The following is a 13,005-nucleotide window of genomic DNA, read 5'->3' on the forward strand; positions in this document are numbered from 1 at the left end:
GCCCCGCGAAGAGATGGGGTGTGACGGATGGTGGAGAGCGCAGGCGGGGGGCCGGGCGACGGCGCCGCTGAGGTGCTCGACCGTCCGCTGCCCGAGGGCGTCCGCAAGCGCGTCGTGCAGATCGTCTCCGACGGGTTCGGCGGACTGACCGTCGCCGAACTGCCCGCCCAGCTCAGACAGTACGCCCGGTTCGCCCCGAACCGCCGGGTCAAGTTCGCCGGGAACGCCATGGCGGCCGCCGTGGAGAGCGACACGCTCTTCAGGCAGCGGATCGGGGAGCGGTTCCGGGAGGCCCATCCGGAGCTGGCCGGCGCCCTCGACACGGGCGCGCCGCCCCCGGCCGCGGATCCGCTGGACGTGGCGGCCGCGGCCTACGTGCTGCGCCCCACGGGCTGGGTGAAGCTGGTCGCCGCCGCCGGTGAGGAGGCGCTGCGGGCCGACGCCGAGCGCGCCGACGAGGAGAGCAGGGCCGAGCTGGAGCGGCTGCGCGAGCAGCTCGCCGAGGCCCGCGGCCACACGAGGACCGAGACGGAACGGCTGCGCGCGGAGCTGGAATCGGCCAAGAAGGAAGCCGACTCGCTGCACCGCAAGCTCCGCGCCGCCCTCAGCGACGTCAAGCGCGGCGAGGCCGCCCTGCGCAAGCTGCACGCCGAGATGGAGACCCTGCGCGCCGAGAGCCACGCCCAGGTGTCGGCCGCCGAGAGCGAGACCCGGCGGCTCAAGGCCCGGCTCGGCGAGGCGGAGGCCGCTCTGGAGGCCACCCGACGGGCCGCCCGCGAGGGCCGCAGCGTCGAGGACATGCGGGTACGGCTGCTGCTGGACACCGTGCTGGACGCGGCCCAGGGCCTCAGGCGTGAACTGGCGCTGCCGCCGGTCTCCGTACGGCCCGCCGAGACCGTCGACGCGGTCGAGCCGGGCCGGATGACCCCGAAGGACATCGCCGCCCGCGCGCTGTCGGAGAACGACCCGGCGATCCTGGACCAGTTGCTGGCGCTGCCGCAGGCACACCTCGTCGTCGACGGCTACAACGTCACCAAGACCGGCTATCCGCAGATGCCGCTGGAGAAGCAGCGGCTGCGGCTCCTCGGGCAGCTCTCCCAGCTCGCCGCGCAGACCGGCGCCGAGGTGACCTGTGTCTTCGACGGGGCGGAGCTGGCCGCGCCGGTGCTGCTCGCGCCGCCGCGCGGAGTGCGGGTGCTGTTCTCCAAACCGGGTGTCACCGCCGACGAGTTGATCCGCCAGCTGGTGCGCGCCGAACCCCCCGGCCGGCCGGTCATCGTCGTCTCCACCGACCGTGAGGTGGCCGACGGGATCGCCAAGGCGGGGGCCCGGCCGGTCGCCTCCGCGGTGCTCCTCAAGCGCCTTTCCTGACCATTCGATCCCGTACGCACCAAGAGCAACGTACGGGCGCAATGACCGAATTGACGGAACTGTTGCGCGACGTAGCGTCAACCGAGCGCTACGGGATGTGTGTTGAGTGTAAATTGTGCGCCCTGGGACGGGATTTTTCCTGTGGGGGATTTGAAGTGATCACCGTTGGGTCACTAGGGTCTGGGCTCAAACCTCTGAACGGGTGATCGTCGCCGGAGTCCCCGCCGGTCGGTCGCTCACATGAAGGAGTTCACCTACCGTGGCGTCCCACCGTCGACCCAAGCAGCCGAGCCGTACGCGTGTGACCGTGCTCACCACCGCTGCCGCCGCTGCCGTGGCCCTGACCTCGCAGGCCGCCAACGCCGCCCCCGGCGAGAAGCCGAGCAAGGACGACGTCCAGGCCAAGGTCCACAAGCTCTACGAGGACGCCGGGCGGGCCACCGACAAGCTCAACGGGGCCGAGGAGAAGCAGGAGAAGCTCGAAAAGGAGATCTCCACGATCCAGGACAACGTCGCCAAGGGCCAGGAGGAGCTCAACGAGCTCCGTGAGGGCATAGGCCTGGCGGCCAGCGCCCAGTACCGCTCGGGTGGCATCGACTCCTCGATCCAGCTCTTCCTCTCCGCCGACCCGGACGACTACCTGGACAAGGCCGCCACGCTCGACCAGCTGACCGGTCAGCAGGTCGAGGCGCTCAAGAAGATCCAGGAGAAGCAGCGCACGCTCGCGCAGCAGCGCCAGGAGGCCACGGAGAAGCTGGAGGACCTCGCGGACACCCGCGAGACCCTGGCGGACAAGAAGAAGGAAGTCCAGAGCAAGCTGGCCGCCGCGCAGAAGCTCCTCAACACCCTGACGGCCGAGGAGAAGGCCGCCCTGGACGAGCAGGAGACCCGCGCCAGCCGCGACGCCGGGGATCGCGTCGAACTCGGCAACGAGGCGCCCGCCTCCAGCTACGGCGCCGCCGCCCTCGCCGCCGCCGACACCCAGGTCGGCAAGCCGTACGTCTCCGGTGGCAGCGGCCCCAACTCCTACGACTGCTCCGGGCTGACCCAGTGGGCCTACGCCCAGGCCGGTGTCTCGATCAGCCGGACCACGTACACGCAGCAGAACGACGGCACGAAGATCGGGCGCGACCAGCTCAAGCCGGGCGACCTGGTGTTCTTCAACGACCTCGGACACGTCGGCCTCTACGCGGGCAACGGCATGGTCCTGCACGCTCCCTACCCGGGCAAGGTCGTCCGCTACGAGTCGATGGGCACCATCGGCAGCTTCCAGTTCGGTGTCCGCATCGGCGGCTGACACCCGCTCCGCCTCGAACAGGGCCGACCGTCACACAGTGTGACGGTCGGCCCTGTTCTGCTTCAAGATCAGGACACAGGGCCGCCCGAACGGGCGAATTCCCGCACCTCGTGCTGACCCCTTCCCCCGCCGGTGACCTGGGTCCCAGGCCGGACGTCACGCTGCGTCGCCGTGGAGGTCTTTGGCTGGGAGACCGTCACGCGGCTACTGTCGGCCGCGCTTCCCTCACCCGCCGTGAGCGCACCCTTCCGCGGGGCGACTTCCGGCCCGGGGAGTGCCCTGTCCACCGTCGAAGGGAGTGCGGCTTCCCGTGGTGTCCCACAGTCGCCTTGTACCGTCCGGGTTCGACCGGGGCGCGGCCGCCGCCCTCGGTGTGCTGTCCGCCGCTGCCGCCGCCCTCGGCGCCATCCCTGTCCAGTCGGCCGCCGCCGCGCCGCACGACACCACCCGCGCCGAAGTGGACCGGTTGTACGAGGAGGCCGAGAAGGCCACCGAGGCGTACAACAAGGCCGACGAGCGCGCCGACGAGCTGCGCGAGCAGGTCGGCACCGCACAGGACTCGATCGCCCGGCAGCAGGACCGCATCAACACCATGCGGGAGTCGCTGGGTTCGCTCGCCGGCGCCCAGTACCGCTCCGGCGCCCTCGACCCGTCGATCGCCCTGCTGTTCTCCGAGAACCCCGACGACTACCTCGACCGGGCGTCCGCCCTGGACCGCATCAGCGCCCAGCAGGCGGGCGAACTCCACGACCTCCAGCAGGCCATGCGTGACCTCGAACAGGACCGCGAGGAGGCCGGCGGCAAGCTGACCGAACTGGAGAAGAGCCGCAAGGCCGTCGCCCAGCACAAGCGGACCGTGGAGGGCAAGCTCGCGGCCGCCCGGCAACTGCTCAACTCCCTCCCGGACGAGGAGCGCGCCGAGTACGAACGCGCTTCCCGCTCCACCGCCTCGGGCCGCACCGACATGCCCGAACCCGCCGGCGCCGTCGCCCCCAACGGCCGCGCGGCCGCCGCCGTCGCCGCGGCCCGCTCGGCCCTCGGCAAGCCGTACGTGTGGGGGTCCACCGGCCCCGACGGCTTCGACTGCTCCGGTCTCATGGTCTGGTCGTACGGCCAGGCGGGCGTCGGCCTGCCGCGCACCTCGCAGGCCCAGCGGTACGCCGGCACGCAGGTCCCGCTCTCCCAGGCCCAGCCCGGCGACCTGGTCACCTACCGGCCCGACGCCAGCCATGTCGGCATGTACGTCGGCAACGGGCAGGTCATCCACGCCCCCTACCCGGGCGCCCCGGTTCGCTACGACCCCGTCGGCATGATGCCGATCGCCTCGGTCACGCGCCCCTGAGCGCAGCCGGTCCCCGGTCGCCACAGGGCGACGGCGGCCGGGAGCCGCACGTCGCCACGGCAGTTGCCCCCGCGTCGCCGCACGCGGGCCGGGACCGGCCGACCCTGCCGTACGGCGCCTGGGTCCCCGTACGATCGGGAACGTGGCTGGTCGAAGGCGCGCGACGCGTTCCCGGTCCGGGTCGGGGGTCCGGCACGGGCTCCCGGGACGCGGAGGCGTTCCCTCGGCGGTCGCCCTCGCCCTCGCCGTCCTCGTCGGCTGCGGCGCCGACGCGGAACCCGACGCCGCCCGCGCCGATGTCGAGCGGATGCTCGACCGGCGGGCCACTGCGGTCCTGGAACGGGACGGCGCGGCCTACCGCGCCACCGAGGCGCCGACCACCTCCGTCGCCGGTCAACTGGCCACCGGGGCGGCCGAGTTCACCAACCTCCGCCGCCTTCCGCTGTCCTCCTGGTCCTACCACCTCAACTCCTTCCGCCGCTCCGGCGACCGGGCCACCGCCGAGGCGGCCCTGCGCTACCGGATCCGCGGCTACGACGAGTCGCCCGTCACCGCCGTACGGACCCTGACCCTCGTCCGGGACGACGACGGGGCGTGGCGGATGGCCGCCGACGAGCCCTCGAAGAAGGGCACCGAACAGCTCTGGGAGCAGGGGCGGATCGTCGCGGTACGCGGGGAGCGCAGCCTCGTGCTGGGCGTCGGGCGGTCGGCGGACGCCCTGCGGGGGTACGCGGCGCTGGCGGACTGGGCCGTGCCCGCCGTGACGGAGGCGTGGGGGGAGGACTGGGCACGGCGGGTCGTGGTCGTCGTACCGGAGTCGCTGGACGAGATGGCGGGGCTGCTGGGGGCGCCCGCGTCCGGGTACCGGGGAATCGCGGCGGTCACCACCGGGGAGGCGGGGGGTTCGGCGAAGGCGCCGGCGGACCGGATCGTGGTCAACCCCGACGCGTACGCGGTCCTCGGCGACTTCGGCAAACAGGTCGTCCTCACGCATGAGACGACCCATGTCGCCACGCGCGCCCACACCAACGCCGCGACGCCGCTGTGGCTCTCCGAGGGCTACGCGGACTGGGTCGGCTACCGGGGCACGGGGCGCGCCGCCTCCGACGTGGCCCCCGAGCTGCGGCGGGCGGTGGCGGAGGGGCGGTTGCCGGTGGCGCTCCCCGCCGACGAGGACTTCGGCTTCGCCGACGACTCCGGGAGGCTCGCGCAGGCCTACGAGAGCGGTTGGCTGGCGTGCCGTCTGATCGCCGACCGGTGGGGTGAGGTGCGGTTGGACGAGTTCTACCGGGCGGTCGGTGCGCGTGGTGAGAGGGAGGGGGCGGTGGAGGGGGCGCTGGAGGAGGTGCTGGGGACGACGGTGGAGGGGTTCACGGGGGAGTGGAGGGAGTATGTGCGGGCGCAGCTGGGGGGAGGGTGAGGGAGGGTGGAGTGTGCTGGGGGTGCGTTGCCGGGTGCGGGTCCGGTGGGGCTTCTCGCGCAGTTCCCCGCGCCCCTGAAAAGCAGGGGCTGCGCCCCGTGCTTTTCAAGCCGCGGCCCCGTCGTCTTTCACCCCGCGGAGCTGTGGGTTTCGGGCCCGCAGCTGGTCTTTCAGGGGCGTAGTCCCTGGCTTTCAGGGGCGCGAGGAACTGCGCGACCAGCCTCCACCGGACCCGCCCCCGGCAACCGGACCCGCACCCGACAACGCACCCCTCAGCGCCACCGTGTCGCTCCACAGCTCGAACGCCGCCAGCAGCGCCGCCAGGACCAGCAGCCCGTTGCGGACGAACAGGAGCGTCACCCCCAGCCAGTCGCTCGCCACGACATGGCCGAACCAGATCGGGAACTCCAGCACGGTCACGAAGGACGCCACCAGAACCATGCCCCCCGGCAGCCCCATACGGCTCGCCCGGAAGCAGAGACAGACGGCGGCCAGCCCCACCAGCCACACCATGTACTGGGGGCTGATCACCCGACTCGTGGCCGTGAACATCAGCACCCCCACGAACGCCGCGTCCGCGAGCGTGTGCGGCGCGAACCGCCGCGCCCGCACCCGCCACAGCAGCAGCCAGGCGAACGCCACTGCGCTGAGCAGCAGGGCCGCGTCGCTGACGACGTCGACGTGCGGGCCGAGGAACTCCACCGAGCCGTAGTTGAGCAGCACCTCCCCGTCCCAGCCGAACTGCCGGGCCACATGGAAGACCAGGGCGCCCAGCGACTCCACCTCGGTGCCCCGGTCGCGCTGGAAGGTCAGGAAGGCGAAGGCGCCGGGCATGGCCAGGGCGAGGCCGGCCGCCAGCACGAGGCCGGTGGCCGCCGCCCAGACCCACGCGGCGCGCCGGCGGGCGCCCAGGAGCAGCAGCGCCGGCCACACCTTCAACAGGGCCGCGAAGGCCGTCAGCGCCCCCATCGCGCGCGGATGGCGGCTGCCGGCCAGGAGGGCCGCGACCGCCACCGCCGTCACCATCACGTCGTACCGGGCGTACGCGGTCGGACCGAGCAGGGCCAGGCCCACCACCCACACCCGGGCGCCGCGCCAGGTCCTGCCGGGGCGCGCGCCCGCGTGGAGGAGCAGGGCGAGGACCGCCAGGTCGGCGAGGAAGGCGAGGACGAAGAAGGCCGACGCGTAGTCCAGGAAGGGCAGCAGCGCGGGGGAGAGGATCGCGAGGGCGGCGGCGGGCGGATACTGCCAGGTGACGTCGTCGTGGGGGTACGTGCCCGTGCGCAGGGTCTCGTACCAGCCGTGGTAGATCACCGAGACGTCGCCGGTGACGTCCGGGCCCGGGAAGACGTACACCTTGAAGACGAACAGCAGCAGGAGCAGCCGGGTCGCGGCCCAGAGCGTGAGCAGCCCGAACGGGAGCCTTCGAGAGCCCGTCATGTCCATCCGCACCACGTGAGTCCCTGTCCCTGTCCGTCCGCGCACCGGTTCGCCGGTGAGGGACATGATCCCCCGCCGGGCTGTGAGACGGCCGTGAAGCCCGGCCGGGCTCGGCGGAGCCCTGGTGGGGGGGCGACCGCCCCGGGCCGTGGGATGTGCCTGGCGGCGGCGCGTCCGGGCCCGTTCGGTAATGTCGGCGGCGATGCACAAGACCCTGATCGTGACCAACGACTTCCCGCCCCGGCCCGGCGGCATCCAGGCGTTCCTGCACAACATGGCGCTGCGGCTGGACCCCGAGCGCCTCGTCGTCTACGCGTCGACGTGGAAGCGCGGCCGCGAGGGCGCCGAGGCGACGGCCGCCTTCGACGCCGAGCAGCCCTTCACCGTCGTGCGCGACCGGACGACCATGCTGCTGCCGACGCCCGCCGTCACCCGCCGGGCGGTCTCGTTGCTGCGCGAGCACGGCTGCACGTCGGTGTGGTTCGGCGCGGCGGCCCCCCTCGGCCTGATGGCCCCCGCGCTGCGCAGGGCGGGCGCCGAGCGGCTGGTGGCCACCACGCACGGCCACGAGGCGGGCTGGGCGCAGCTGCCCGCCGCCCGGCAACTGCTGCGGCGGATCGGCGAGGGCACGGACACGATCACCTATCTGGGCGAGTACACCCGCTCCAGGATCGCCACGGCCCTCACCCCCGAGGCGGCCGGACGGATGGTCCAACTGCCGCCCGGGGTCGACGAGAAGACCTTCCACCCGGGCTCCGGCGGCGCCGAGGTCCGCGCCCGGCTGGGCCTCACGGACCGCCCGGTCGTCGTCTGTGTCTCCCGGCTCGTGCCGCGCAAGGGGCAGGACACGCTGATCCGCGCGATGCCCGGCATTCTCGCGGCGGAGCCCGAGGCGGTGCTGCTGATCGTCGGCGGCGGACCGTACGAGAAGGAGTTGCGCCGGCTCGCCCAGGAGACCGGGGTCGCCGGGTCCGTCCGCTTCACCGGCGCCGTCCCCTGGTCCGAGCTGCCCGCCCACTACGGCGCCGGTGACGTCTTCGCCATGCCGTGCCGCACCCGTCGGGGCGGGCTGGACGTGGAGGGCCTCGGCATCGTCTATCTGGAGGCCTCGGCCACCGGCCTCCCCGTCGTCGCGGGGGACTCCGGCGGCGCCCCCGACGCCGTGCTCGACGGCGAGACGGGCTGGGTCGTACGGGGCGGCTCCCCGACGGAGGCCGCGGAGCGCGTCACCACCCTCCTTGGCGACCGGGAGCTGCGGGAACGCATGGGGCAGCGGGGCCGCGAGTGGGTCGAGGAGAAATGGCGCTGGGACCTGTTGGCAGAAACTTTGAAAACGCTGCTGCAGCCCCGTAAGGGGCGCGGGGAACCGCGCGACCAGCCACAAGACGACCGGAAGTCGCCTTCCGGGGGTACCCGGCACCCCGGTAGGCGCCGTTCGGCACGGCGGAGGCCCTAGCCGGAGCCGGGAAATCCGCACATGCTGCGCACATGACAGCAAAACTGATGCAACGTCAGCTGACGAGACGTCACATTCTCGGTATGGCCGCGCTCCAGAGCGCGGCCGCCCTCGGCCTCACCCGCATCGGCCTCCAGTCCGCCGGGGCGGCGGAGCCCGACGCCGTCGACAACGCCCCGGCGATCGTCATCGGCTCCGGCTACGGCGCCGCCGTGGCCGCCCTCCGCCTCGGCCAGGCCGGTATCCGCACCCTCGTCCTGGAGATGGGCAAGGCCTGGACCACCCCCGGCTCCGACGGCAAGATCTTCTGTTCCACCAGGGAGCCGGACGAGCGGTCGATGTGGTTCAAGACCCGCACCGAGGCCCCGCTCGCCACGTTCCTCTGGCTGGACGTCGTCAACAAGGACATCAGCCTGTATCCCGGCGTGCTGGACCGGGTGCGCTACGCCAACATGTCGGTCTTCCTCGGCCGGGGCGTCGGCGGCGGCTCCCTGGTCAACGGCAGCATGGCCGTCACCCCGCTCCGGTCGTACTTCGCCGAGCAGTTCCCGACCGTCGACGCCGCCGAGATGTACTCCACGTACTTCCCCCGGGCCCGCGCCATGCTCGGCGTCAACACCGTCGACCCCGCCTGGTTCGAGTCCACGGAGTGGTACCGCTTCAGCCGTATCTCCCGCGCCCACGCGGCGAAGGCCGGCCTGAAGACCACCTTCGTGCCCAGCGTCTACGACTTCGGCCACATGCAGCGCGAGGCGGCGGGCACCGCGACCAAGTCGGCTCTCGCGGGGGAGGTCATCTACGGCAACAACCACGGCAAGAAGAGCCTCGACAAGACGTACCTGGCCGCCGCCCTCGGCACCGGCAACGTCACCATCCACACCCTGGAACGGGCCCGGGGCATCCGCCGGCTGAGCGACGGCACGTACGTCGTCACCGTCGACCGTATCGACGGCACGGGCAAGGTCGTCGAGACCAAGGAGTACGGCTGCACCTACCTGTTCCTCGGCGCCGGCAGCGTCGGCACCACCGAACTCCTCGTCCGCGCACGGGCCAGGAACACCCTCCCCGCCCTGGACGCGAGCGTCGGCGCCGGCTGGGGCCCCAACGGCAATGTGATGCTCGGCCGGGCCAACCACCTGTGGGACACGGTCGGGGCGAACCAGTCGACCATGCCGGTCATGGGCATCGACGACTGGGCCAACACCGCCAACCCCGTCTTCGCCGAGATCGCCCCCCTGCCCACCGGCCTCGAACACTGGGTCAGCCTCTATCTGGCGATCACCAAGAACACCGAACGCGCCTCCTTCACCTACGACGCCGCCGCCGACACGGCGAAACTCGGCTGGAGCGCCGCCCAGAGCGCGGTCTCCTCGTCCATGGCCAAGAAGCTCTTCGACCGGATCAACTCCGCCAACTCCACGATGTACCGGTACGACCTGTTCGGGTCGCCCAGCAAGGTGTTCGCCGACGACTTCACGTACCACCCGCTGGGCGGCTGTGTGCTGGGGAAGGCGACCGACGGCTACGGGAGGGTGAAGGGGTACTCGAAGCTGTACGTCACCGACGGCTCGCTGGTGCCCGGCTCGATCGGGGTGAACCCGTTCGTCACGATCACCGCGCTCGCCGAACGCACGATGGCGCGGGTCCTGGTGGAGGACACCGCGCCATGAGCCGACCGGCCCGTACGGCCGGTATGCGTTGCTATTTTTGGTAGATCGCCTCGATCTCGTCCGCGTAGTCCTTCGCCACCACGTTGCGCTTGAGCTTCAGGGACGGCGTCAGGTGGCCCGACTCCTCCGTGAACTGTGAGGACAGAATGCGGAACTTCCGCACCGATTCCGCCTTCGACACCGCGGCGTTGCCGTCGTCGATCGCGGCCTGAACGGCCGCGTTCAGATCGGCGTCCGCGCTCAGCGACGCCGCGGTGGAGCCCGCCGGCTTGCCGTGCTCGGCGGCCCAACGGCCCAGGAACTCCTCGTCGATGGTGACCAGCGCGCCCACGAACGGCCGCCCGTCACCCACCACCATGCACTCCGCGACCAGCGCGTGGGCGCGGATACGGTCCTCGATCACGGCCGGGGCGACGTTCTTGCCGCCCGCCGTGACGATGATCTCCTTCTTGCGGCCGGTGATGCTGAGGTAGCCGTCCTCGTCGAGGGTGCCGATGTCACCGGTGTGGAACCAGCCGTCGGCCAGCGCCTCCTCGGTCGCGCCCGGGTTGTTCCAGTACTCCTTGAACAGGTGCTCGCCGTGCAGCAGCACCTCCCCGTCGTCCGCGATCCGGATGACGGAGCCCGGCAACGGCTGCCCGACCGTGCCGATCTTCTGCCGGTCCCAGGGGTTGAACGCGGTCGCCGCGCAGGACTCGGTGAGGCCGTAGCCCTCCAGGACCGTGAAGCCGATGCCCCGGAAGAAGTGGCCCAGACGCTCGCCCAGCGGAGCACCGCCGGAGATCGCGAACTCGCCCTTGCCGCCGAGCACCGCGCGCAGCTTGCTGTAGACGAGCTTGTCGAACACCTTGTGCTTGATCTTCAGACCGAGGGCCGGGCCCGACGCCGAGTCCAGCGCCTTGCTGTACGCGATCGCCGTGTCCGCGGCCTTGTCGAAGATCTTGCCCTTGCCGTCCGCCTGCGCCTTGGCCCGCGCCGAGTTGTAGACCTTCTCGAACACCCGAGGCACACCGAGGATCAGGGTCGGCCGGAAGGAGGCCAGCTCGTCCGTGAGGTTCTTGATGTCCGGTACGGTGCCCAGCTTGATCGGCGCCATCATCGGCGCGACCTGCACCAGCCGCCCGAAGACGTGCGCGAGCGGGAGGAAGAGCAGGACCGAGCACTCGCCCGTACGGAACAGGGGCCGCAGCCGCTCCACCACGTTCCCGCACTCGGCGAAGAAGCTGCGGTGGGTGAGCACGCACCCCTTCGGGCGGCCCGTGGTGCCGGAGGTGTAGACGATGGTCGCCGGGTCGTCGGCCTTCGCCATCGAGCTGCGCTCGTCCACGGCCGCGTCGGTGACGTCCTGGCCGAGGCGGCCCAGCTCCTCCACCCCGCCGCCCTCGATCTGCCAGACGTGCTTGAGCGCCGGCAGCTGGTCCCGCACCGACTCGACGGCGGCCGAGTGCGCGTCCAGCTCCACGATCATGGCGGTCGCGCCCGAGTCGGCGAGGATCCACTGCACCTGTTCCGGCGAACTGGTCTCGTACACCGGGACCGTGACCGCGCCGGCCGTCCAGATCGCGAAGTCGAGCAGGGTCCACTCGTACCGGGTACGGGACATCAGCCCGACCCGGTCGCCGGGCTGGACACCGGAGGCGATCAGCCCCTTCGCGGCCGTCCGCACCTCGGCGAGGAACTGGACCGCGTTCACGTCCTGCCAGTCGCCGCCCACCTTGCGGGCGATGACGGCGACATCGGGATGCTGCGCGGCGTTTCTGCGGACGATGTCGGTCAGATTGCCGTCCGTCGGGACCTCGTACAAAGCCGGAAGGCTGAACTCGCGCAAGACTGCTGCTCCTCATAGGGCGCCGGCGCCACGACTCTGTGTTGCTGCGACGGTGCGGTCCAAGGCTGGGCGAGCGCTCAGGCCCCACGTGGTTCCTTGGGCCTTACTGGTTGAAAACCTGAGCACAACTGGACTGCCCGGACGTTACCCGTCGGTATGGCCTCTCCGCGAGGGGGGTCCGGTGAGATGTTCTCCGCGTCACACATGGGGCTCTCCCCGGGAAGAATAATCCCCTCACTTACTGACTGGCCAGTAACCGCACGTGCGACCGGCTCTGTTCACGTATGCCGCGCACGCCTACGCTTGATCGTCATGGCACGCACACGGGACGGTAACGGCAGGACGCGCATCCATGTGGTCAGCGACGTGCACGGCAACGCGCACGACCTGGCCGGAGCGGGTGAGGGCGCCGACGCCCTGGTGTGCCTGGGCGATCTGGTCCTCTTCCTCGACTACGCCGACCACTCCCGCGGCATCTTCCCCGACCTCTTCGGCGCCGAGAACGCGTCCCGGCTCGTCGAACTGCGCACTGCCCGGCGGTTCGAGGAGGCGCGCGAACTGGGGGCCCGGCTCTGGGCGGGTGTGGGCGAGGACCGCTCCGCCGTGATCGAGAAGGCGGTGCGCAAGCAGTACGCCCGACTGTTCGCGGCCTTCCCCACCCCGACGTACGCGACCTACGGCAATGTCGACATGCCGCGACTGTGGCCGGAGTACGCGGGACCGGGGACGACCGTGCTCGACGGCGAACGGGTGGAGATCGGCGGCCGGGTCTTCGGCTTCGTGGGCGGCGGGCTGCGCACCCCCATGCGGACGCCGTACGAGATCAGCGACGAGGAGTACGCGGCCAAGATCGAGGCGGTGGGCGAGGTGGACGTGCTCTGCACCCACATCCCCCCGGAGGTGCCCGAACTGGTCTACGACACGGTGGCGCGCCGCTTCGAGCGGGGGAGCCGGGCACTGCTGGAGGCGATCCGCAGGACCCGCCCCCGGTACGCGCTGTTCGGGCACGTCCACCAGCCGCTGGCCCGGCGGATGCGGATCGGGGCGACGGAGTGCGTCAACGTGGGGCATTTCGCGAGCAGCGGGAAGCCGTGGGCGCTGGAGTGGTGAACGCCGGGTGGGGTGGCGAGGGTTCGGCGGGCGCGCGGTAGCCTTCACGCTGCACATACGTGCGCACCCAC

At 71.6% G+C, this 13,005-nt stretch carries 9 protein-coding genes; 7 read left to right on the forward strand and 2 right to left on the reverse strand.

The features are described from left to right. Positions 1 to 27: 27 nt before the first annotated feature. The 4 genes from ACZ9QC_RS31035 to ACZ9QC_RS31050 all read left to right on the forward strand — a co-directional run bounded on the left by ACZ9QC_RS31035 (position 28) and on the right by ACZ9QC_RS31050 (position 5,430). On the forward strand, positions 28 to 1,371 hold the full coding sequence (locus ACZ9QC_RS31035) for an NYN domain-containing protein (protein ID WP_472916131.1): 1,344 nt from the start codon (positions 28 to 30) through the stop codon (positions 1,369 to 1,371). A 259-nt stretch (positions 1,372 to 1,630) separates the two neighbouring features. Beyond that, positions 1,631 to 2,668 carry a C40 family peptidase gene (locus tag ACZ9QC_RS31040; RefSeq protein ID WP_472916132.1) on the forward strand — a complete coding sequence of 346 codons (1,038 nt, stop codon included), beginning with the start codon at positions 1,631 to 1,633 and terminating at the stop codon, positions 2,666 to 2,668. 310 nt (positions 2,669 to 2,978) lie between these two features. Next, positions 2,979 to 4,010 carry a C40 family peptidase gene (locus tag ACZ9QC_RS31045; protein WP_472916133.1) on the forward strand — a complete coding sequence of 344 codons (1,032 nt, stop codon included), beginning with the start codon at positions 2,979 to 2,981 and terminating at the stop codon, positions 4,008 to 4,010. A 142-nt stretch (positions 4,011 to 4,152) separates the two neighbouring features. Then, positions 4,153 to 5,430 (forward strand): Cif family virulence factor, encoded by a 1,278-nt coding sequence (locus ACZ9QC_RS31050; RefSeq protein ID WP_472916134.1) that lies wholly within the window; start codon positions 4,153 to 4,155, stop codon positions 5,428 to 5,430. Positions 5,431 to 5,622: 192 nt separating this feature from the next. Here ACZ9QC_RS31050 and ACZ9QC_RS31055 read toward each other — a convergent pair whose 3' ends face one another. Beyond that, positions 5,623 to 6,876, reverse strand: a complete 1,254-nt coding sequence (locus ACZ9QC_RS31055) for a glycosyltransferase 87 family protein (protein WP_472916135.1) — start codon at positions 6,874 to 6,876, stop codon at positions 5,623 to 5,625. Positions 6,877 to 7,072: 196 nt separating this feature from the next. Here ACZ9QC_RS31055 and ACZ9QC_RS31060 point away from each other — a divergent pair, with 196 nt between their 5' ends. Next, positions 7,073 to 8,326, forward strand: a complete 1,254-nt coding sequence (locus ACZ9QC_RS31060; protein ID WP_472916136.1) for a glycosyltransferase family 4 protein — start codon at positions 7,073 to 7,075, stop codon at positions 8,324 to 8,326. A 47-nt stretch (positions 8,327 to 8,373) separates the two neighbouring features. Then, positions 8,374 to 9,996 (forward strand): GMC oxidoreductase, encoded by a 1,623-nt coding sequence (locus tag ACZ9QC_RS31065; RefSeq protein ID WP_472921860.1) that lies wholly within the window; start codon positions 8,374 to 8,376, stop codon positions 9,994 to 9,996. Between the two features lie 31 nt (positions 9,997 to 10,027). Here the strand turns inward: ACZ9QC_RS31065 and ACZ9QC_RS31070 are convergent, their stop codons facing one another. Beyond that, positions 10,028 to 11,824, reverse strand: a complete 1,797-nt coding sequence (locus tag ACZ9QC_RS31070) for an AMP-dependent synthetase/ligase (RefSeq protein ID WP_472916137.1) — start codon at positions 11,822 to 11,824, stop codon at positions 10,028 to 10,030. Between the two features lie 354 nt (positions 11,825 to 12,178). On the opposite strand from ACZ9QC_RS31070, the gene ACZ9QC_RS31075 reads away from it, so the two are divergent. Then, on the forward strand, positions 12,179 to 12,934 hold the full coding sequence (locus ACZ9QC_RS31075) for a metallophosphoesterase family protein (protein ID WP_472921861.1): 756 nt from the start codon (positions 12,179 to 12,181) through the stop codon (positions 12,932 to 12,934). Positions 12,935 to 13,005 lie beyond the last annotated feature (71 nt).

This window comes from Streptomyces sp. HUAS MS02, from assembly GCF_055702265.1.

What these genes read in the sequence shown, in the direction of transcription:
- ACZ9QC_RS31035 (WP_472916131.1), top strand. Translation starts at nt 28, where the DNA reads ATGGTGGAGAGCGCAGGCGGGGGGCCGGGCGACGGCGCCGCTGAGGTG.
- ACZ9QC_RS31055 (WP_472916135.1), bottom strand. Translation starts at nt 6,876, where the DNA reads ATGGACATGACGGGCTCTCGAAGGCTCCCGTTCGGGCTGCTCACGCTC.
- ACZ9QC_RS31060 (WP_472916136.1), top strand. Translation starts at nt 7,073, where the DNA reads ATGCACAAGACCCTGATCGTGACCAACGACTTCCCGCCCCGGCCCGGC.
- ACZ9QC_RS31065 (WP_472921860.1), top strand. Translation starts at nt 8,374, where the DNA reads ATGCAACGTCAGCTGACGAGACGTCACATTCTCGGTATGGCCGCGCTC.